Raw genomic sequence first — 16,971 nt, 5'->3', positions numbered from 1 at the left:
GAGAGCAGGATGAAATTCAGTGAACAATGGCTGCGTGGCTGGGTCAGCCCGCAGGTAGATCGCGACGAGCTGGTTGCCCGTCTGTCGATGGCCGGTCTTGAGGTCGATAGCGTTACTCCGGCCGCCGGCGTATTCAGTGGTGTGGTGGTGGGTGAGGTGCTGAGCACCGAGCAGCATCCGGACGCCGACAAGTTGCGCGTATGCCAGGTCAGCAATGGCGCGGAAACCTTCCAGGTCGTATGCGGAGCGCCAAACGTGCGCCCGGGCCTGAAGATTCCGTTCGCCATGATTGGCGCAGAGCTGCCGGGCGACTTCAAGATCAAGAAGGCCAAGCTGCGTGGCGTCGAGTCCAACGGCATGCTGTGCTCGCAGGCAGAGCTGCAGGTCGGTGAGGGCAACGACGGTCTGATGGAGCTGCCGGCCGATGCGCCGGTGGGCGAAGATTTCCGTGTGTATCTGGATCTGGAAGACGCCAGCATCGAGGTCGACCTGACCCCGAACCGTGGCGACTGCCTGTCCCTGGCCGGTCTAGCCCGTGAAGTCGGCGCGCTGTACGCCGTGCCGGTAACCCGTCCTGTGGTGCCTGCGGTTGCAGCGGTACACGACGAAGTCCGTTCGGTCGAGGTGCTGGCCCCGGCTGCCTGCCCACGTTACCTGGGTCGGGTCATCCGTAACGTCGACCTGTCCAAGCCAACCCCGCTGTGGATGGTTGAGCGTCTGCGTCGCGCCGACGTGCGCAGCATCGACGCTGCCGTCGACATCACCAACTACGTGATGCTCGAGCTCGGCCAACCGCTGCACGCTTTCGATCTCGCCGAAATCAATGGCGGCATTCGTGTGCGCATGGCTGAAGAGGGCGAGAAGCTGGTTCTGCTTGATGGTCAGGAAGTCAGCCTGCGTAGCGATACGCTGGTCATCGCTGACCACACTCGTGCACTGGCGATCGCCGGCGTCATGGGTGGCGAGCACAGCGGTGTTTCCGCGACCACGCGCGATGTGTTCCTCGAATCTGCGTTCTTCGATCAGATCGCTGTTGCCGGCAAGGCACGTTCTTACGGCTTGCACACCGACGCTTCGCATCGCTACGAGCGTGGCGTTGACTGGCAGCTGGCACGTGAAGCCATGGAGCGCGCCACTGGCCTGCTGCTGGAGATCACTGGTGGCGAAGCTGGCCCGATCATCGAGACCGTCAGCGAGCAACATCTGCCATCGATTGCACCGATCACTCTGCGTGCGCAGCGCATCACGCAAATGCTCGGCATGGAGATGGATTCGGCACAGGTCGAGCGTCTGCTCGGCGCCCTGGGCCTGAACATTGCCGCTGACGGCGAAGGGCAATGGCGCGTTGAAGTGCCAAGCCACCGCTTCGATATCAGCCTGGAAGTCGACCTTATCGAAGAGCTGGCTCGTCTGTACGGTTACAACCGTCTGCCGGTTCGCTACCCGCAAGCGCGTCTGGCTCCGCAAGCCAAGGCCGAAGCGCGTAGTGATCTGCCTGAGCTGCGTCGTCTGCTGGTTGCTCGTGGTTATCAGGAAGCGATTACTTACAGCTTCATCGATCCGCGTCAGTTCGAACTGTTCAATCCAGGCGTCGAGCCGCTGTTGCTGGCCAACCCGATCTCCAACGATATGGCCGCCATGCGCTCGTCGTTGTGGCCAGGTCTGGTCAAGGCGTTGCAGCACAACCTCAACCGTCAGCAGGATCGCGTGCGTCTGTTCGAGAGCGGCCTGCGCTTCGTTGGTCAGCTTGAGGGCTTGAAGCAAGAGCCTATGCTGTCCGGGGTTGTTTGCGGGAGTCGCTTGCCGGAAGGCTGGGCGCAGGGTCGGGATACCGTCGACTTCTTCGACGTAAAGGCTGACGTGGAAGCGCTACTGGGTTTCGCCGGTGCCCTGGATTCGTTCACCTTTGCTCCGGGCAAGCACCCGGCGCTGCATCCGGGTCAGACCGCGCGCATCGAGCGTGAAGGTCGCGAGGTAGGCTATATCGGTGCAATCCACCCTGAGTTGTCAAAGGCGCTGGGGCTGGATCGTCCGGTGTTCGTCTTCGAGCTGGTTCTGGCGGAAGTGGCGCTCGGTAAAATGCCGAAATTCCACGAGTTGTCGCGCTTTCCTGAAGTGCGTCGTGACCTTGCACTGATCGCGCACAAAGACGTCGCGGCCTCGGCTGTGCTGGACGTAATCCGTGAAAATGCAGGCGAATGGCTCACAGAGCTCAGGCTGTTTGACGTGTATCAGGGTAAAGGTATTGATCCTGATAGAAAAAGCCTTGCAGTCGGCTTGACCTGGCAGCATCCATCGCGCACTCTTAATGACGATGAGGTGAATTCGACGACGCAAAATATCCTCACCTCGCTCGAACAAAGGTTGAACGCCACGTTAAGGAAGTGACGTATGGGGGCTTTGACGAAAGCTGAGATGGCGGAACGTCTGTATGAAGAGCTGGGCCTGAACAAGCGGGAAGCCAAGGAATTGGTCGAACTGTTTTTCGAGGAAATCAGGCACGCTCTTGAAGACAACGAGCAGGTCAAATTGTCCGGTTTCGGCAATTTCGACCTTCGGGACAAACGCCAGCGGCCTGGCCGCAACCCGAAAACGGGGGAAGAAATCCCGATCACGGCTCGCCGTGTGGTCACCTTTCGTCCAGGGCAGAAGTTGAAGGCCCGAGTTGAGGCTTATGCTGGAACCAAGTCATAACGACGAACTACCCGTCATCCCGGGCAAACGCTACTTCACCATTGGTGAAGTCAGCGAGCTGTGTGCCGTAAAGCCACACGTGCTGCGCTACTGGGAGCAGGAGTTTCCTCAGCTCAACCCCGTCAAACGCCGCGGGAACCGCCGGTATTATCAGCGCCAGGACGTGCTGATGATCCGGCAGATCCGCGCGCTCCTTTACGATCAGGGTTTCACCATCGGCGGCGCACGTCTGCGTCTGTCCGGCGACGAAGCCAAAGATGACACCACACAGTACAAACAGATGATTCGGCAGATGATTGCCGAATTGGAAGATGTGCTGGTGGTACTCAAGAAATAAAAAGCTGCGTTTGAATACTTCCAGTTTTCAAAAGCTTGCGATATATTCTTGAGCGTTCTTCGAGGTGAAGAACGAAACGCAACATCAGTCGGGGCGTAGCGCAGTCCGGTAGCGCACTAGCATGGGGTGCTAGGGGTCGAGTGTTCGAATCACTCCGTCCCGACCATATTTTTCAATGATCTAGGCCAATGTCCAAAACATTGGCCTTTTTCATGCGCGTGAGATTTGCGGGGCTACTCGATCACGCCTGCGACTCGCACCAAGTGTTTGGATTAGTAAGAAAGTCCGCTCGTCGAGCAAATAGCACTCTCTGTGCGCCGATCTTCTCTTACTTATTAAGCGCAGCCCCTGCGCCACTGACGGGAGAGAATGATGATCGACGACAACAACGGCCCTGAAGCTCCATATCCGGGACCAGACGAACAAACCCCTGATTCTGGCGAGGGTCATGATTCCGGCCTGGAGCAGGCTGATTCTGAGCCGAAGCAGGGTACCGACGAACGACCAGAGGACTGGAATCCGCCACCCGGCAATCCTGGCTCTGATCAAGACGCCCAGACGGGCCGAGATAATGGCGGCGCTAAGTAAGCCCGATCAATTGTTATCGTTCACGAGACCCGGCCATCGCGCCGGGTTTTTATTGCCGCCCAATCCTCTATCGACATCCCCGGGCGCAGACGGTTATTTGGGCTTGGGTGGGCGAAGCCGAGGGCGCCGGCGGCTGGACGCTTCGATCCAGGCGCCGGCAACAAGCATGTTCACTCTACGATGCAGATCCAGCGATGGTTGTATCGATAGGGTGCGCGGGTGAAATGGACGTCTGAGACCATTTTCATGCCTCGCTCTTGGAGCGCTTCGGTCAGTTGTACGAGTGTCTCTGCCTGGATAGTCATTGCTGTCACCTCGTCAGATTTACTGCGTTCATAATTCTTGACCGAGAGATCAGGCGGCTAATTCATTTTTTCTACAGTCATCATTGAAGTAGTGTGATCAAGTGCGCTGTGCTTCACTTCGTGTCCACTAACTTGCCCCATTCAAGTCCGAACCGCGCCAGGTACTTCCTCAAGCGATCGGCATCATTAGGCTGCGCCTTGGCCTGCCGGGAAATACCGAACAGCTGTCGGCCGGCATCGGACAGGCTGTCGGCCTGCCGGCATACCTCAATAACCGCCTTCAGCTGTAAGCGATCGAACAAGTCCATGCTCTCGCTATCTCCCGGCAACTCGGTTGATACAGCAGTGGGTTGCGCCAACCCCCACGCATATCGCAATCGATCGATCTCATCGTCTACCTGCGCTTCATCGATGCGCCCGCTATCGGCCAGAGTCGCCATCCGTGTAATCGATGCGGAGAGTTCGCGAAAGTTACCCAGCCACGCTGCTTCACGTGAGCTGGCGAAGGCCAGGTAGCGTCGGCGTGCTTCGAGATTGAAACGCGCGCGTTGCCCATGTTCGCGCGCGTGGCGTTCCAGTTCGAAATCGATGTTTGGCTCGATGTCCTCGCGGCGGCCGGCGAGGCCGGGCAGGTCGAATGTCCAGAGGTTGATCCTTGCGTACAGGTCCTCGCGAAAAAGGCCTTCGGCGACCCGGCTGCGCAGGTCGCGGTGGGTGCCGGCGATTATCAGAAAATCACTCTCGACTTCCTTGTCCGAGCCCAGCGGGAAGAAGCGTTTCTCTTCTATTGCTTTTAACAGCATCGCTTGTTCGTCTGCGCCGAGCTCGCCGATTTCATCGAGAAACAACATGCCACCGTCGGCGGCGCGCAGCAGGCCATCGCGAGCGTTTTGCGCGCCGGTGAAGGCGCCTTTGACGTGGCCGAACAAGGCCGACATCGCGCCGTCGCCACGCAAGGTTGCACAGTTGACTTCGACAAAGCGTCCCTGCATTTGATGACGGTTACGTTTGAGTTCGTAGATGCGCCGCGCCAGGAAGGATTTGCCGGCGCCGGTCGGGCCGATCAGCAGCATGGGGGCTTTCGAGCGCAGCGCAACGCGCTCGATTTGTTCAATGGAGCGGTTGAAGGCCGGGTTGCGCGTGGCGATGCCGGACTTGAGAAATTCCAGGCCTTCGAGGCGTTTGCTGGCGAAACGTGAGGCAATGCGATCATAGCGCGACAGATCGAGATCGATCAGCGCGTGAGTGCCGCAGGCGGGCTCGTTTTCGTTCTTGCGCTTGGCGGGGGAGGTCTGAATCAGCCGGGCTGGCAGATAGCGCGCCTCGGTCAGCAGGAACCAGCAGATCTGTGCGACGTGGGTGCCGGTGGTGATGTGGACGAGGTAATCCTCGTGCTCGGTGTCAAAATTGTACGCAGTGGTGAAGTCGTGCAGGGCGCCGTACACCTCCTCGAAATCCCAAGGGTTGCGCAGCGACATTGGATGCAGGCGCACTTCGGTGCTAGGAGAAATCTGCTGGATGTCCGCTCGGGCACGCTCGGCGAGGCTGACGTCGCGCGCGTCGAGGCCATGAATCAATTCAAGTCGGTGGATAGGGAGGTCTGTTTGTTGGCACAGGCCTACGCTTGGTCGCCAATAATTCCACCGGCTGGCACCTTTGCCGACACGATCCAGGGTGGCTCCGATAAATCCGATGGCGACCGTGCGTTTGTTGGGCATGCTTATCTCATAGGATAAATGACGATATGCAATGATAATTTTGCTGGTCGGATTTGTCTTCCATAGATTATCGAGCCTCGTCAAATCAGAGATAAAAGTTATTAAAATCAAAAACATAGCAGAAACAACCATGGCCGCATCCGAAGCTGGCACAGCGGCTGCAATGCTGATGGAAACGAACATGGACACCAAGATATGAAAGACCAAACCTACCAGCTTCTCGAAGTCGCCAACGGCAAGCCCATCAAACTCTGGACCGAAGGTGTCCCGGTTGAAAACGAAGCCCGCGCACAGTTGATGAACACGGCAAAAATGCCGTTCATCTTCAAGCATCTGGCGGTCATGCCCGATGTGCACTTGGGGAAGGGCTCGACAATTGGCAGCGTGATTCCAACGGTCGGCGCGATCATTCCCGCAGCGGTGGGCGTCGACATCGGTTGCGGCATGATCGCTGCGCGTACGTCGCTGACGGCTGCAGATCTGCCAGACAACCTGCATGGATTGCGTGCTGCAATCGAACAAGCGGTGCCGCACGGCCGCAGTTCGAATCGTTCGCGGCGAGACAAAGGCGCCTGGGACGAGGTTCCGCAGCAAGCCGATCAGGCCTGGGCGGGGTTACAGCCGCGCTTCAAACTGATCACCGACAAGTATCCGAAACTGGCCAACACCAACAACCGTGGGCACTTGGGGACGCTCGGCAGTGGCAACCACTTCGTCGAAGTGTGCCTGGATGAAGCCAACCGTGTCTGGTTCATGTTGCACAGCGGTTCGCGTGGCGTCGGCAACGCTATCGGCAACCTGTTCATCCAGATGGCCCAAGCCGATATGCGTCAGCACATTGCCAACCTGCCGGACCGTGACCTGGCCTATTTCGAAGAGGGCAGCCAGCATTTTGAAGATTACGTGGAGGCGGTTGGCTGGGCGCAGGACTTCGCCAGACAGAACCGTGAACTGATGATGCGCGCGGTGGTTCAGGCCACGCGGCAGATCATCCGCAAGCCGTTCGAAGTGGCGCTGGAGGCGGTCAACTGCCACCACAATTACGTGCAGAAGGAACGGCATTTCGGTGAGGACGTGCTGATTACCCGCAAAGGCGCGGTGTCAGCGAAGAAGGGCGAACTGGGGATTATTCCGGGCTCGATGGGCGCCAAGAGTTTCATTGTGCGCGGTCTGGGCAACGAAGAGTCGTTCAGTTCCTGCAGTCATGGCGCCGGGCGCACCATGAGCCGCACGAAGGCCAAGAATACCTTCACCGTCGCCGATCAGATCCGCGCCACTGCCCATGTGGAGTGCCGCAAGGACGAAGCGGTGATTGACGAAATTCCGATGGCCTACAAGGACATCGACAAAGTCATGCACGCCCAGCGTGAGCTGGTGGAAGTGCTGCACACCCTGCGTCAGGTGGTGTGCGTCAAAGGCTAAGGAACTACAGCGCTGGCGAGAATTCTGCGTCCGGCGCTGCACCGGTTCATCGCGGCTGAGCTTGAGCGCGAAGCGCCAAAATTACCCAGAACTCAGGAAGACTCGCGGCGGCTGGATCGCTACCTCAGGGACACCGTCGGGCTGTACTCGTAAGGAATTGCTATGAAAAAGGATGTAATTGAACTGGACGGCGCCATCGGTGGCGGCCAGGTGTTGCGCAGTGCGTTGAGCCTGTCGATGGTGACAGGTCGGGCGTTTCGCATTAAACAGATTCGCGCCAGACGCAGTCGTCCGGGATTGCTGCGTCAGCACCTGATAGCAGTGATGGCGGCGGGCGAGGTTTGTGGTGCAGAGATATCTGGTGCGTATCTGGGGTCGCAGGCCCTGAGCTTCGAACCGGGCGAAATTCGCGGCGGCGACTTTCAGTTCGCTATCGGCACGGCCGGCAGTTGCACGCTGGTGCTGCAGACGTTGCTGCCAGCCTTGTTGCGGGCATCGAAGGCCAGTCGGGTGACGATCTCCGGTGGCACGCATAATCCGCTGGCACCGCCGACGGATTTCCTGTCGCGCAGTTGGTTGCCGCTGCTGCGGCGCATGGGCGGCGATGTCGAGTCGGAGTTGCTGCGTCATGGTTTCGTACCGGCTGGCGGTGGCGAAATTGCGGTGAAGGTGCAGCCCTCGCGCCTCACGCGCTTGGACCTGTGTGAGCGCGGCGAGGCAGTCTCACGACGCGCATTGGCGCTGACCGCAGGTCTCGCACCTGCTGTCGCTCAGCGAGAGCTGAGTCAGGTGGCCAAACGTTTGAACTGGCCAGTGGAGGCGCTGCAATCTGTGGCGCTTGATCCGGCACGCGGCCCGGGCAATGTGTTATTGCTGGAGTATGTTTTCGAGCATGTCACTGAGGTGTTCAGCGCATTTGGCCAAGTGTCGTTACGCGCCGAGAAGGTGGCCGATGCCGCAATCAATCAGGCCGTCGACTGGTTGCGCAGTGATGCTGCGGTCGCTGAGCATCTGGCCGATCAGTTGCTGTTGCCGATGGCGCTGGCCGGTGGCGGATCGTTCACCACGCCGCGCATGACTGATCATCTGCGCAGCAACATCGAAGTCATTCACCTGTTTTTGCCGGTCCGTATCGATTGCCGAGAGGAGGGCGGCGATCGCTTGCGGGTAGACGTTTTCCAAACCGATTAACAGCAGCCGGCAACCGGAAAGCAGCTGCACAACCTCATCGCAGGGGAGGCTAGCCTTCAGCCATTAGCACATCCGACCTAATTGCCCCCGTTCTGGCTCGACCTTAAAGTCCTTTCGCTTGGCAGGTTATTGCCAGTATTTCTCCGGTATGAAAATCAAAAAGGTCGATCTGCAATGAACTCATCAAGGACTATCCCGGTTCTCGCTTTATTCGCAACAATGGCGCTCGCAGTTACTGGATGCCAGACCGTCAAACCGGGAGAGAGTGATCTCAAGAATCGCGCACAGACCACCATCGGCAAACCCGTAATCAAGGTTTCCAACATCCGCAGCGACTTCAATACAACCTTCTACACCGCTCAAACCGAAAGTGGCGAATATACGTGCGAACTGCCGAGCGGCCCGATGGTTGCTCTTGGTTCCATGGGCATGGGACTGGGCGCTCAGTGCACCAAGCAATGACTAATCAATCCTTTCGAAGCTGAAATAAAAAGGCCAATGTCGATGACATTGGCCTTTTTCTTTAACGAATACTCGGCGCAGATCAGCTGGTTTTCGAGTTCAGCTTGCGCAGTTCTTCGTAGGTCGCCGATTGCACGAACCAGAAGCCGGAGACGATGCACCAGCCCAGGGTGCCGCCTACGAACATGCCGAGACCCGAAAGAAAGCTCTGGCTCATCATGAAGAGGGAAACGATCAAGATGACCGCCAGTGCGATGTAGAGAACGATGTTGTTGACGCCGATGACGAAATCTTTCATTTGCATTCCTTGGATGTATTTTCCTCTGGCCACCTTCTATGGTGGCCAGTGGGCACATCATATTGATATCACCCTGTATTGCGCTAGTTCGGCGTCGGTATTTCGTTATGAATAGCAAAGTCCGTCGTTACTGAGCGGGTTTTTTCTCAAGATCTTCGGAGTCGCTCGACGTCGCCGCATCCTTCTCCGTCTCGTGCGGTTCTGAGCCCGCATTGGCGCCTGAAGACTCTTCACCTTTCTTGTTGGCCTTCTCATCATGGTCACTAGAGCTTTGTGCATGATTGACACCGGGCAGGGCGGTGGCGGGGGTGGCAGCGCCCGCTGTCGTTTCGGCTGCCCAAGCGTGGAGCGGGCCAATCAAGCACAGACTGAAAAACGACATTGCGAAGATTTTCTTGTTCATCACGTGGGCCTTCTACGCGGTGGGATGTATAGCGTTGGATAGGCCTGTCTGGCAAAGGTGCGCGGTACTGGACGAGCGGCGAAGCCTGATTGTATTCAGCCGGATCAAAAATCTCGCAACAGCAGGCAAATTGCTGGCCCCCATAGGTATTTCGCACCGGCAAAATCGCCTTTTTTCAAAAGGTTAGGTTGGCTGTATGCGCACGATTGTCATCACCGTTGTGACGCTTTCCCTGGCTTTGATCGCCTCGGGAGTGCAGGCAAAAGAGTTGAGCAAGGGCCATCGCTTTGCCTGCACCTGGGGCTCGGATATTGCTGCCGGTGCGCAGCGATCAAAACTGTCCGGGGTTTCGCTGTATGGCGCGCGCAAGCAATTGCAGGTTCGCCGATTCCAGCAACCCTGGATGCGCATGACAGCGATGGGGATTACCGAGCAGACCTACAACAGCAGTTCGAAGCTCAAACCGGCAGCGGTCAAGCAGACCTATTACGAACAATGCGTACGCCATGAGTTGGCTCGGCGCTGATGCCGGTTTCTCAGGACTGATTTACACAGCTCAGGAATCGCGAGAGCCCTTGGCGACTGCCGGCCCGGCAACCCGCGGCGCCGCTTTGGTCTGCATCAGTGCATCCAGAGCCTTGCGATAACCCTGACCGCCTAGCGCCATGCTGTTGTTGTGCGTCGCCCCGGGCACCAGCAGCAGGCGTTTGGGCTGCTCTGCGGCATTGAATAGCTGCTCGCTGAAGCGCGGCGGCACGAAGGCATCAGCCAGGCCATGCACCACCAGCAGTGGCATGTGAATGTCGGCGATCTTGTCGATGGAATCGAATTTCTGCGACAGCAACCAGCGCACCGGGAGCGAGGTGTTGGCCACGGCGGCGGCGACATCGGCCAGGGAAGTGAAGGTTGATTCAATGACCAGACCGCGTACCGGCAGAGGTGTGTGGTTGCGCGCCGCGTTCTGTCCGAGTTCGGCCGCCAGATCAATCGCCACCGCGCCACCGAGAGAGTGGCCGTAGATCAGGCGCTTGTTCGGGTCCGGTTGCAGCAACTGGAAGCGCTCCCAGGCCACGCGGGCATCTTCATAAACGCTGCTTTCGGATGGTAGATCACCCTTGCTTTGTCCGAACCCTCGATAATCGATGGCCAGCACCGAATAGCCCGCCGCGCGTAGTTGCTCTATGCGGAACAACTGTCCGGTGAGGTTCCAGCGCACACCATGCAAGTAAAGGATTGCCGGGGCATTGGCACGTTCCGCCGGCCACCACCAGGCATGGATGTTCTGCCCGGCCTTGAAACTCTTCGGTTGCAGATCGAGTTCCTGAACGCTGCCGGGCAGACCGCGATACCAGCCGGCGGTGCCCGGCTCGATGCGAAACAACAGTTTGCGCTCGGTGTGTTCCAGCACTGCACAACTCGTCGGAACGCCAATGATCAGCGCGGCCATCATGGCGAACGCCAGGCGGCGGCGTCGCAGACGGGTCAGCAAGGACAGGAACATTAATCGTTTCACCACAGCGCAGACAAAGAACGCTTTTTACCAGATGCCTCGGTCTGCGCGTGACTGTTTTTCGACCACCGTGCACGCCCAACGATTACAAGATGCTGCAATCGATCACGCCACTTGCAGCACAATCTTGCCGATATGATCGCCGCCCTCCATGCGGGCATGGGCCTGAGCCGCGTCAGCCAGCGGGTAAACCTTGTCGATGATCGGCAGGCAGCGCCCGGCGCTGAGGGCAGGCCAAACGTGTTCTTGCAGTTGATCGGCGATGGCGGCTTTCTCCGCAGCGGTACGCGCGCGTAGCAGCGAACCGGTGACCACCGCGCGTTTGCCGAGGATCGCCAGCAGATCGATGTCGTTGGCGCGGGCGCCGCCGAGAAAGCCGAGCATCACCAGCCGGCCATCCATTGCCAGTGCGCTGATGTTGCCGTTCAGATACGAGCCACCCATGATGTCGAGAATCACGTTCACGCCTTGATCTGCGGTTTTCTGGGCAATGACCTTGGCGAAATCTTCCTCACGATAGTTGATCGGTTGCCCGCCAAGCTGACGGATCGCGTCGCATTTTTCAGCACTGCCTGCGGTAGCAAACGCCTCGATGCCAAATTCACGACAGAGCATCAGCGCGGTGGTACCGATACCGCTGGTGCCGCCGTGAATCAGCACGCGCTGGCCGGCCTTGGCACCGCCGAGGCCGAACAGGTTGGCCCAGACGGTGAAAAAGGTTTCTGGAACTGCGGCGGCCTGGACCCAATCGACTCCATCCGGCACAGGCAAAGTCTGACCGGCCGGAACCGCGCAATACTCGGCGTAGCCACCGCCATTGGTCAGCGCGCAGACCCGATCGCCGACCGCGAAACGCGTTACTCCGGCGCCAACCGCGACCACTTCACCAGCCACTTCCAGACCGGGGATCGGGTCCATGCCGGGTTTCATCGGGTACTTGCCGGCGCGCTGCAAGGCATCCGGGCGATTGATGCCGGCAGCGTGAACGCGGATAAGCACTTGGCCTTCGCCGACGGTTGGCAGAGGCACACGCTTGGCTTGCAATACTTCAGGGCCGCCGGGTTCGGTGATTTCAATACGGGTCATTTCGTTGGGCAGTGACATTGTCGATTCCTGTGAAAAAGGTCGTGTAGATGGGAGCGCTGGCAGCGCGCAATGATTCCCTTCAGTTCGCCGCGCAACGGGTTTCAGTTGTAGAGGGCAGCCAGCGCATGGCTTGCTCCAGCAGTAGAGCGACGACGATCGCGCCAGCGGCGATTACAAAAAGCAGTGTGTGCTGACCACCTGAAGCGTTGAACAGCGCCGAGTAGGCAAACCCCGCCAGCGCCTGAAAGGTGGCGAACGACACGGTGGCACGGCTCCAGGCGATCTGCTGACGGTGATGCGACGGCACCAGCTCATGCACCCGGGCCAAGGCCAGCGGAACGATGCCCGGCGGGAACGAGCCGAGAATCACCGCCAGTAAAGCCAGCGCCAGAAATGAATGGGAGACGGCGAGCAAACCGAGGGCGATGGCTTGCACTACCAACACCAGTCGAATACCAGTGCGGGCGCCAAGCTGGTCGGCCAGGAAGCCGTAAGTCACCGGCCCGACAATCGCTCCCAGGCCATACATCACCCAGACCATTGCGCCGATATGCGCCCCGGCGCCCAGTCCGCGAGCCACGTAATCCACCAGAAACACCATGGCAGGCACCAGCCCGGCGGCCATGAACGCGTATTGAGCAAACAACAGGTAGACGCCCGGCGGTGTCGGCTCATCAGCCGACGTTGCGTGCGCAGCCACAGGGTGCGCGGTATCCGCAGGCCAGCCGAACCAGCTCAACGCGGTCAGCAACAACGCCAGTACGCCCAGTCCCAGCCAGGTCGCCTGCAAGCCGAGGCTCAGCAGCGGCGGCACGATGGTCCCGGAGCCGGCGATTCCGAGGCCGATGCCCAGGAAGATTGCGCCACTGGCCAAACCTCTGCGCGCCGCCGGAACGTGAGGCAGCACGGTTGCCGCCACCAGCACCATGATCGCGCCACCGGCAATGCCGGACAGCAAACGCCAGCCGAAGAACCAGCTCACCGACAGCGGATAAGCACAGGCAAAAAAAGCTCCCGTGACCGCCAGCATCATCAGGCGCAAGGCGTTGCGGTTACCCAGTCGATGGGCCATGGGCCGACCGAGCAGGGCGCCGATCAAGTAGCCGACCAGATTGGCCGCGCCGAGATAGACGACATCATTGGCGGAAAACCACTGCGCCTGAATCAGCGAAGGGATCAGCGGCGTGTAGGCGAAACGCGCCAGGCCAATGCTGACCAGGCTGGCGCAAAGCCCGGCGAAGATCGGCAGCCAGATGCCGGAGGAATTTGCAGTACGCATGATAGCGATCTCACAAGAGGTGTATGGCGCTCAGCTTATCGGCTATCTTGGCTGCGCATATGCAGCGATTAAGCGGCAGAGTGATGCAAAAATGCTTCGACGAGGATCAGCATGAATTGGGACGATGCGCGGGTTTTTCTGGCGGTCTGTCGCGAGTCCACCTTGCGCGGTGCTGCACGGGTTCTGGGCGTGGACCAGGCCACTGTCGGGCGGCGTATTACCGCGCTGGAAAAGTCATTGAGCGCGACGCTGTTCCTGCGCACCTCCGATGGCTACGCGCTGACCAGTGTTGGTGAAGCGGCGCGTAAAAGTGTGGAAAAAATGGAGCATTCGGCACTGGAACTGGAGCGGCACATCCACGGGCTGGACGATCGTCTGACCGGTAATGTTCGGGTCAGCACCACCGACTCGATGGCCATCGACTTCATCATCCCGGCGATGGCGCGCCTGCATGACCAGCACCCCGACGTGCAGATTCAGCTGGATGCGTCGACGCAAATTCTCAGTCTGGCCAAGCGCGAAGCCGATATCGCGGTGCGCAATACTCGGCCGGATAACCCGGATCTCATCGCTCGGCGAATCGCCCGTTGGCCTGTAGGACTTTTCGCAGCACAGGCCTATGTCGAGCGCCATGGAGAACCGCAGCCCGGCAACGCTTTCGAGGGCCATGATCTGGTGGTGTATCAGCCGTACTTACAGAGCAAAAAAGACCTAACGCTGGTCTCTGAACCGTTGACCCGCGGACGCATCGTCGCCACGCTCAGCTCCAGCCTTTTGGTGCGTCGAGCCCTTGCCGCAGGCCTCGGGATTGGCGAGATACCGGTATACATGGGCGAACGCGATGGCCTCGTCAGACTTTGGCCGGAGCGGACCCGGCCGCTGCCGTATGAAGTGTGGCTGGTCACCCACGCCGACCTGCGTCACACCGCGCGGGTACGGGCGGTCATCGAGCAGATCGTTGAGGCTTTTGCGCTGGAAAACGAATAAGTGGTTCAGGGTTTTGCCGAGGCTACAACTGCTGACGAAACAGCCTACGTCCGAGACAGAATGGGCCGGCTTGTTGTAGTCCGTGATGAGTTCTATTGTCACTGCAGCTCGATGCAGACCTCGGTGACGCATCGAAACGAAGAGCCAGGGAAGGCCGCGTAGCCGCAGAAAGGTGTCGAATTGAAAATCAGGGAAGTGAATCAATATGCAGTCACGGACAGATCGGACGCGGGGCGGGACAGGCAAATCATGAGCAGCATAAGTCGCGAAGAATTCGATGCCAGGATAGAAACCATCGAGACGAGGATGGATGGCCGCGTGGCAGAAATGCGCGCCGACATTCGCGGGTTCCTGGCTGCTCAGGCAGAGCGGGACAAGGCACTACAGGAACGGGACAAGCGTTATGACCTGATGTGGATGGGCGTGCAGAAAATTGCCGACGAATCGCGGGAAGCGATCAGACAGGCATCGACGGTAAAGGCCAATTACTGGGCTGCCACCGCTGTGCATTTCCTCGGCGTGGCTTCCTTGCTCGTTGGCGCACATTTCGCCAATCAGGCGGCGGTGTTGACCACCATACAAACCACGCTGGCAGCGATTCAGATTGGCAAAGAGGTATCGTCACCCAAACCTGTCGTACAACCCTCACCAGTGCCGCCACAATAAAAAACGGCCTTCTGTGGAAGGCCGTTCTGCATCGCGCCAGATCATGGCATTTCCGGCAACTCCTGAGGGCGCAAGTCGAACACCAGCACTTCGGCATCGATACCGTTGCTCAAAGTGAGCAGCTGTTCTTCACGAACCCGCACGCCGTCGCCTTCCTGCAAGGCTTGGCCATTGAGTTCGACGCTGCCACGCGCAACGTGGACGTAGGCGTAACGATTGGCCGGCAATTTCAGCTTGGCACTCTCGTCGCCGTCGAATAATCCGGCATAGACCCGCGCATCCTGACGGACTTTCAGAGAACCGTTGCTACCGTCCGGCGAGATGATCAGTTGCAGGCGACCACGTTTTTTCTGCGCGCTGAAGTGTTCCTGTTGATAGCGCGGCTTGGCGCCACTGACATCCGGCACGATCCAGATTTGCAGAAAGTGCACGGGCTTGGTGGCCGAGTGGTTGAACTCACTGTGCGCCACGCCGCTGCCGGCACTCATCAATTGCACGTCCCCGGGGCGGATCACCGAGCCAGTACCGAGGGTGTCCTTGTGTTCCAGCGCGCCTTCGAGCACATAGGAAAAGATCTCCATGTCGCGGTGCGGGTGCTGGCCAAAGCCTTTGCCGGCGGCGACCCGGTCATCGTTGATCACCAGCAGATCGGAGAAACCCTGTTCACGCGGGTTGCGGTAGCTGGCGAAAGAAAAGGTGTGAAACGACTTCAACCAGCCGTGATTGGCGAGGCCGCGATCGGAGGCTTTGCGAAGAGTCAGCATGATGAAATCTCCTGGCGGGACGTGAATTCGTCCGAGTGAGGAGAAGGTTACTGGTTACCCGGTGAGGCAATAAGTAGATGGAAATTGAAAGACTGTCCGGCTCAGGTTGACAGTTTTGCGTTATGGTTCACCCATTCGATCACGCTCCTGAACACTCGGTCCGCCATAATGCCTTGGCTGAAGCGTGCGTATTGACCCTTGAATATGTGTGAAACCTCCCATGAAAACCGTGGCAATGGTGCTGTTCCCTGACTTTCTGATGCTCGACATGGCGGGGCCGCTGGAGGTGTTTTCAGTCGCCAACCGTTATCTGAAACCTGATCTGCACTATCAATTGACGACTCTCGGCACAGAGCGCGGCTTGCTGAGGGCGTCCAACGGCGTACAGGTTCAGGCTGACTTGCACATCGACGAAGCGGCCGAGCGCTATGACCTGTTATTGGTGCCCGGCGGCCCCGGCGCCTATAACCAGAGATTTCCCGAGCTGTTTGGCTGGTTGAAAAAAGCCGTGCCGCGCGCGGAGCGTTACGGTTCGATTTGCACTGGCGCATTCATCCTCGGCCACGCTTGCCTGCTTGATGGTTATCGCGTCACCACGCATTGGAACTACACCGAACGGCTGATCAAGGCTTTCCCGAAAACCACGGTGACCACCGATCAGATCTACGTCGAGGATCGTAATCTCATCACCTCCGGTGGCGTTACGGCCGGCATCGACCTGGCGCTGGCGGTGGTGGCCAAAGATCACGGCAAGAAAATCGCCCAGGACGTTGCCAAGGTCTTGTTGGTGGTCATGAAGCGCCAAGGCGGGCAAGCGCAGTTCAGCCCGTTGATGGCGGCAGTCTCACCGCAAGAAACGCCCATCACCCGCGCACAGAATTACGTCCTTGAACATCTGGATGAAGCGTTCACCGTCGAGCGCATGGCTGGATTGGCGAACATGAGCGCACGGCACTTTGCTCGCCTGTTCGCCCGTGACGTCAATATGACGCCGATGGAGTTTTTGCAGAATGCCCGCATTGACTGCGCGCGAAACCTGTTGGAAACCAGCGATCTGCCGCTCAAGACCATCGCCTACAAAAGCGGCTTTGGCAGTGTCCGGCACATGCGCTCGTTGTTCGCCGAAAAGCTCGGTCTTACGCCGTTACAATACCGCGAACAGTTCAGCTAGAGCGGTTCTGTCCGTCTGACGCAGCGGGATGTCCGTGCTGCGTCGGCTCTGGCGGTTGTATCGTCACGCGAGAGTGCCAAGATGTTTGGC

The 16,971-nt window shown here is 58.9% G+C and carries 18 protein-coding genes, 1 tRNA gene and 1 pseudogene; 13 read left to right on the top strand and 7 right to left on the bottom strand.

All coding sequences use genetic code 11. The annotated features are described in order from the left end of the window. Nucleotides 1-9: 9 nt before the first annotated feature. The 5 genes from pheT (at nt 10) to KVG87_RS11790 (ending at nt 3,619) form a co-directional block, all read left to right on the top strand. Nucleotides 10-2,388 carry a phenylalanine--tRNA ligase subunit beta gene (gene pheT, locus KVG87_RS11810; protein WP_217850821.1) on the top strand — a complete coding sequence of 793 codons (2,379 nt, stop codon included), beginning with the start codon at nt 10-12 and terminating at the stop codon, nt 2,386-2,388. 3 nt (nt 2,389-2,391) lie between these two features. Next, the gene (gene ihfA, locus KVG87_RS11805) at nt 2,392-2,694 is read left to right on the top strand and encodes an integration host factor subunit alpha (protein ID WP_002553164.1); all 303 of its coding nucleotides are present in this window, start codon (nt 2,392-2,394) and stop codon (nt 2,692-2,694) included. Further along, on the top strand, nt 2,675-3,031 hold the full coding sequence (locus tag KVG87_RS11800; protein WP_003179985.1) for a MerR family transcriptional regulator: 357 nt from the start codon (nt 2,675-2,677) through the stop codon (nt 3,029-3,031). Before ihfA ends, KVG87_RS11800 begins: the two co-directional genes overlap by 20 nt. A gap of 89 nt (nt 3,032-3,120) precedes the next feature. Further along, nucleotides 3,121-3,197, top strand: a tRNA-Pro gene (locus KVG87_RS11795). A 206-nt stretch (nt 3,198-3,403) separates the two neighbouring features. After that, nucleotides 3,404-3,619 carry a hypothetical protein gene (locus tag KVG87_RS11790; RefSeq protein WP_076567342.1) on the top strand — a complete coding sequence of 72 codons (216 nt, stop codon included), beginning with the start codon at nt 3,404-3,406 and terminating at the stop codon, nt 3,617-3,619. Between the two features lie 418 nt (nt 3,620-4,037). Here KVG87_RS11790 and rtcR read toward each other — a convergent pair whose 3' ends face one another. Next, nucleotides 4,038-5,642, bottom strand: a complete 1,605-nt coding sequence (rtcR, locus tag KVG87_RS11785; RefSeq protein ID WP_217851058.1) for an RNA repair transcriptional activator RtcR — start codon at nt 5,640-5,642, stop codon at nt 4,038-4,040. 195 nt (nt 5,643-5,837) lie between these two features. On the opposite strand from rtcR, the gene KVG87_RS11780 reads away from it, so the two are divergent. The 4 genes and pseudogenes from KVG87_RS11780 to KVG87_RS11770 all read left to right on the top strand — a co-directional run bounded on the left by KVG87_RS11780 (nt 5,838) and on the right by KVG87_RS11770 (nt 8,717). After that, nucleotides 5,838-7,064 carry an RtcB family protein gene (locus KVG87_RS11780; RefSeq protein WP_217850819.1) on the top strand — a complete coding sequence of 409 codons (1,227 nt, stop codon included), beginning with the start codon at nt 5,838-5,840 and terminating at the stop codon, nt 7,062-7,064. A gap of 27 nt (nt 7,065-7,091) precedes the next feature. After that, nucleotides 7,092-7,217: pseudogene (locus KVG87_RS25885) on the top strand (nucleotidyltransferase); the annotation flags it as partial. 9 nt (nt 7,218-7,226) lie between these two features. Next, nucleotides 7,227-8,255, top strand: coding sequence for an RNA 3'-terminal phosphate cyclase (gene rtcA / locus KVG87_RS11775; RefSeq protein WP_217850817.1), 1,029 nt, complete (start codon nt 7,227-7,229; stop codon nt 8,253-8,255). 174 nt (nt 8,256-8,429) lie between these two features. Next, nucleotides 8,430-8,717 carry a hypothetical protein gene (locus tag KVG87_RS11770; RefSeq protein WP_041478565.1) on the top strand — a complete coding sequence of 96 codons (288 nt, stop codon included), beginning with the start codon at nt 8,430-8,432 and terminating at the stop codon, nt 8,715-8,717. Between the two features lie 82 nt (nt 8,718-8,799). Here KVG87_RS11770 and KVG87_RS11765 read toward each other — a convergent pair whose 3' ends face one another. Continuing rightward, the gene (locus KVG87_RS11765; RefSeq protein ID WP_041478566.1) at nt 8,800-9,015 is read right to left on the bottom strand and encodes a hypothetical protein; all 216 of its coding nucleotides are present in this window, start codon (nt 9,013-9,015) and stop codon (nt 8,800-8,802) included. Nucleotides 9,016-9,142: 127 nt separating this feature from the next. Next, nucleotides 9,143-9,418 (bottom strand): hypothetical protein, encoded by a 276-nt coding sequence (locus KVG87_RS11760; RefSeq protein ID WP_041478567.1) that lies wholly within the window; start codon nt 9,416-9,418, stop codon nt 9,143-9,145. 196 nt (nt 9,419-9,614) lie between these two features. On the opposite strand from KVG87_RS11760, the gene KVG87_RS11755 reads away from it, so the two are divergent. Then, the gene (locus KVG87_RS11755) at nt 9,615-9,944 is read left to right on the top strand and encodes a hypothetical protein (RefSeq protein ID WP_041478568.1); all 330 of its coding nucleotides are present in this window, start codon (nt 9,615-9,617) and stop codon (nt 9,942-9,944) included. Between the two features lie 30 nt (nt 9,945-9,974). On the opposite strand, the gene KVG87_RS11750 is transcribed toward KVG87_RS11755, so the two are convergent. The 3 genes from KVG87_RS11750 to KVG87_RS11740 all read right to left on the bottom strand — a co-directional run bounded on the left by KVG87_RS11750 (nt 9,975) and on the right by KVG87_RS11740 (nt 13,293). Further along, nucleotides 9,975-10,919 carry an alpha/beta hydrolase gene (locus KVG87_RS11750; RefSeq protein ID WP_076567352.1) on the bottom strand — a complete coding sequence of 315 codons (945 nt, stop codon included), beginning with the start codon at nt 10,917-10,919 and terminating at the stop codon, nt 9,975-9,977. Between the two features lie 114 nt (nt 10,920-11,033). Next, on the bottom strand, nt 11,034-12,032 hold the full coding sequence (locus KVG87_RS11745; protein ID WP_217850815.1) for an NAD(P)H-quinone oxidoreductase: 999 nt from the start codon (nt 12,030-12,032) through the stop codon (nt 11,034-11,036). Nucleotides 12,033-12,093: 61 nt separating this feature from the next. Beyond that, nucleotides 12,094-13,293 carry a YbfB/YjiJ family MFS transporter gene (locus KVG87_RS11740; protein ID WP_217850813.1) on the bottom strand — a complete coding sequence of 400 codons (1,200 nt, stop codon included), beginning with the start codon at nt 13,291-13,293 and terminating at the stop codon, nt 12,094-12,096. Nucleotides 13,294-13,404: 111 nt separating this feature from the next. On the opposite strand from KVG87_RS11740, the gene KVG87_RS11735 reads away from it, so the two are divergent. Beyond that, complete coding sequence (locus tag KVG87_RS11735; RefSeq protein WP_056784468.1) at nt 13,405-14,280, top strand: LysR family transcriptional regulator; 876 nt, start codon at nt 13,405-13,407, stop codon at nt 14,278-14,280. Nucleotides 14,281-14,460: 180 nt separating this feature from the next. Then, on the top strand, nt 14,461-14,946 hold the full coding sequence (locus KVG87_RS11730; RefSeq protein ID WP_225930862.1) for a hypothetical protein: 486 nt from the start codon (nt 14,461-14,463) through the stop codon (nt 14,944-14,946). Nucleotides 14,947-14,987: 41 nt separating this feature from the next. Here KVG87_RS11730 and KVG87_RS11725 read toward each other — a convergent pair whose 3' ends face one another. Beyond that, nucleotides 14,988-15,710 (bottom strand): pirin family protein, encoded by a 723-nt coding sequence (locus KVG87_RS11725; RefSeq protein ID WP_217850810.1) that lies wholly within the window; start codon nt 15,708-15,710, stop codon nt 14,988-14,990. 220 nt (nt 15,711-15,930) lie between these two features. On the opposite strand from KVG87_RS11725, the gene KVG87_RS11720 reads away from it, so the two are divergent. After that, complete coding sequence (locus KVG87_RS11720) at nt 15,931-16,881, top strand: GlxA family transcriptional regulator (RefSeq protein WP_076567360.1); 951 nt, start codon at nt 15,931-15,933, stop codon at nt 16,879-16,881. Nucleotides 16,882-16,971 lie beyond the last annotated feature (90 nt).

The sequence above is a fragment of the Pseudomonas siliginis genome (assembly GCF_019145195.1).
In the GTDB taxonomy this organism is placed as follows: domain Bacteria; phylum Pseudomonadota; class Gammaproteobacteria; order Pseudomonadales; family Pseudomonadaceae; genus Aquipseudomonas; species Aquipseudomonas siliginis.
This window is presented reverse-complemented; position numbering and strand designations above follow the sequence as displayed.

Coding starts and splice junctions, on each gene's coding strand:
- pheT (WP_217850821.1), top strand. CDS start 10: ATGAAATTCAGTGAACAATGGCTGCGTGGCTGGGTCAGCCCGCAGGTA.
- ihfA (WP_002553164.1), top strand. CDS start 2,392: ATGGGGGCTTTGACGAAAGCTGAGATGGCGGAACGTCTGTATGAAGAG.
- KVG87_RS11800 (WP_003179985.1), top strand. CDS start 2,675: ATGCTGGAACCAAGTCATAACGACGAACTACCCGTCATCCCGGGCAAA.
- KVG87_RS11790 (WP_076567342.1), top strand. CDS start 3,404: ATGATCGACGACAACAACGGCCCTGAAGCTCCATATCCGGGACCAGAC.
- rtcR (WP_217851058.1), bottom strand. CDS start 5,642: ATGCCCAACAAACGCACGGTCGCCATCGGATTTATCGGAGCCACCCTG.
- KVG87_RS11780 (WP_217850819.1), top strand. CDS start 5,838: ATGAAAGACCAAACCTACCAGCTTCTCGAAGTCGCCAACGGCAAGCCC.
- rtcA (WP_217850817.1), top strand. CDS start 7,227: ATGAAAAAGGATGTAATTGAACTGGACGGCGCCATCGGTGGCGGCCAG.
- KVG87_RS11770 (WP_041478565.1), top strand. CDS start 8,430: ATGAACTCATCAAGGACTATCCCGGTTCTCGCTTTATTCGCAACAATG.
- KVG87_RS11765 (WP_041478566.1), bottom strand. CDS start 9,015: ATGAAAGATTTCGTCATCGGCGTCAACAACATCGTTCTCTACATCGCA.
- KVG87_RS11760 (WP_041478567.1), bottom strand. CDS start 9,418: ATGAACAAGAAAATCTTCGCAATGTCGTTTTTCAGTCTGTGCTTGATT.
- KVG87_RS11755 (WP_041478568.1), top strand. CDS start 9,615: ATGCGCACGATTGTCATCACCGTTGTGACGCTTTCCCTGGCTTTGATC.
- KVG87_RS11750 (WP_076567352.1), bottom strand. CDS start 10,919: ATGTTCCTGTCCTTGCTGACCCGTCTGCGACGCCGCCGCCTGGCGTTC.
- KVG87_RS11745 (WP_217850815.1), bottom strand. CDS start 12,032: ATGTCACTGCCCAACGAAATGACCCGTATTGAAATCACCGAACCCGGC.
- KVG87_RS11740 (WP_217850813.1), bottom strand. CDS start 13,293: ATGCGTACTGCAAATTCCTCCGGCATCTGGCTGCCGATCTTCGCCGGG.
- KVG87_RS11735 (WP_056784468.1), top strand. CDS start 13,405: ATGAATTGGGACGATGCGCGGGTTTTTCTGGCGGTCTGTCGCGAGTCC.
- KVG87_RS11725 (WP_217850810.1), bottom strand. CDS start 15,710: ATGCTGACTCTTCGCAAAGCCTCCGATCGCGGCCTCGCCAATCACGGC.
- KVG87_RS11720 (WP_076567360.1), top strand. CDS start 15,931: ATGAAAACCGTGGCAATGGTGCTGTTCCCTGACTTTCTGATGCTCGAC.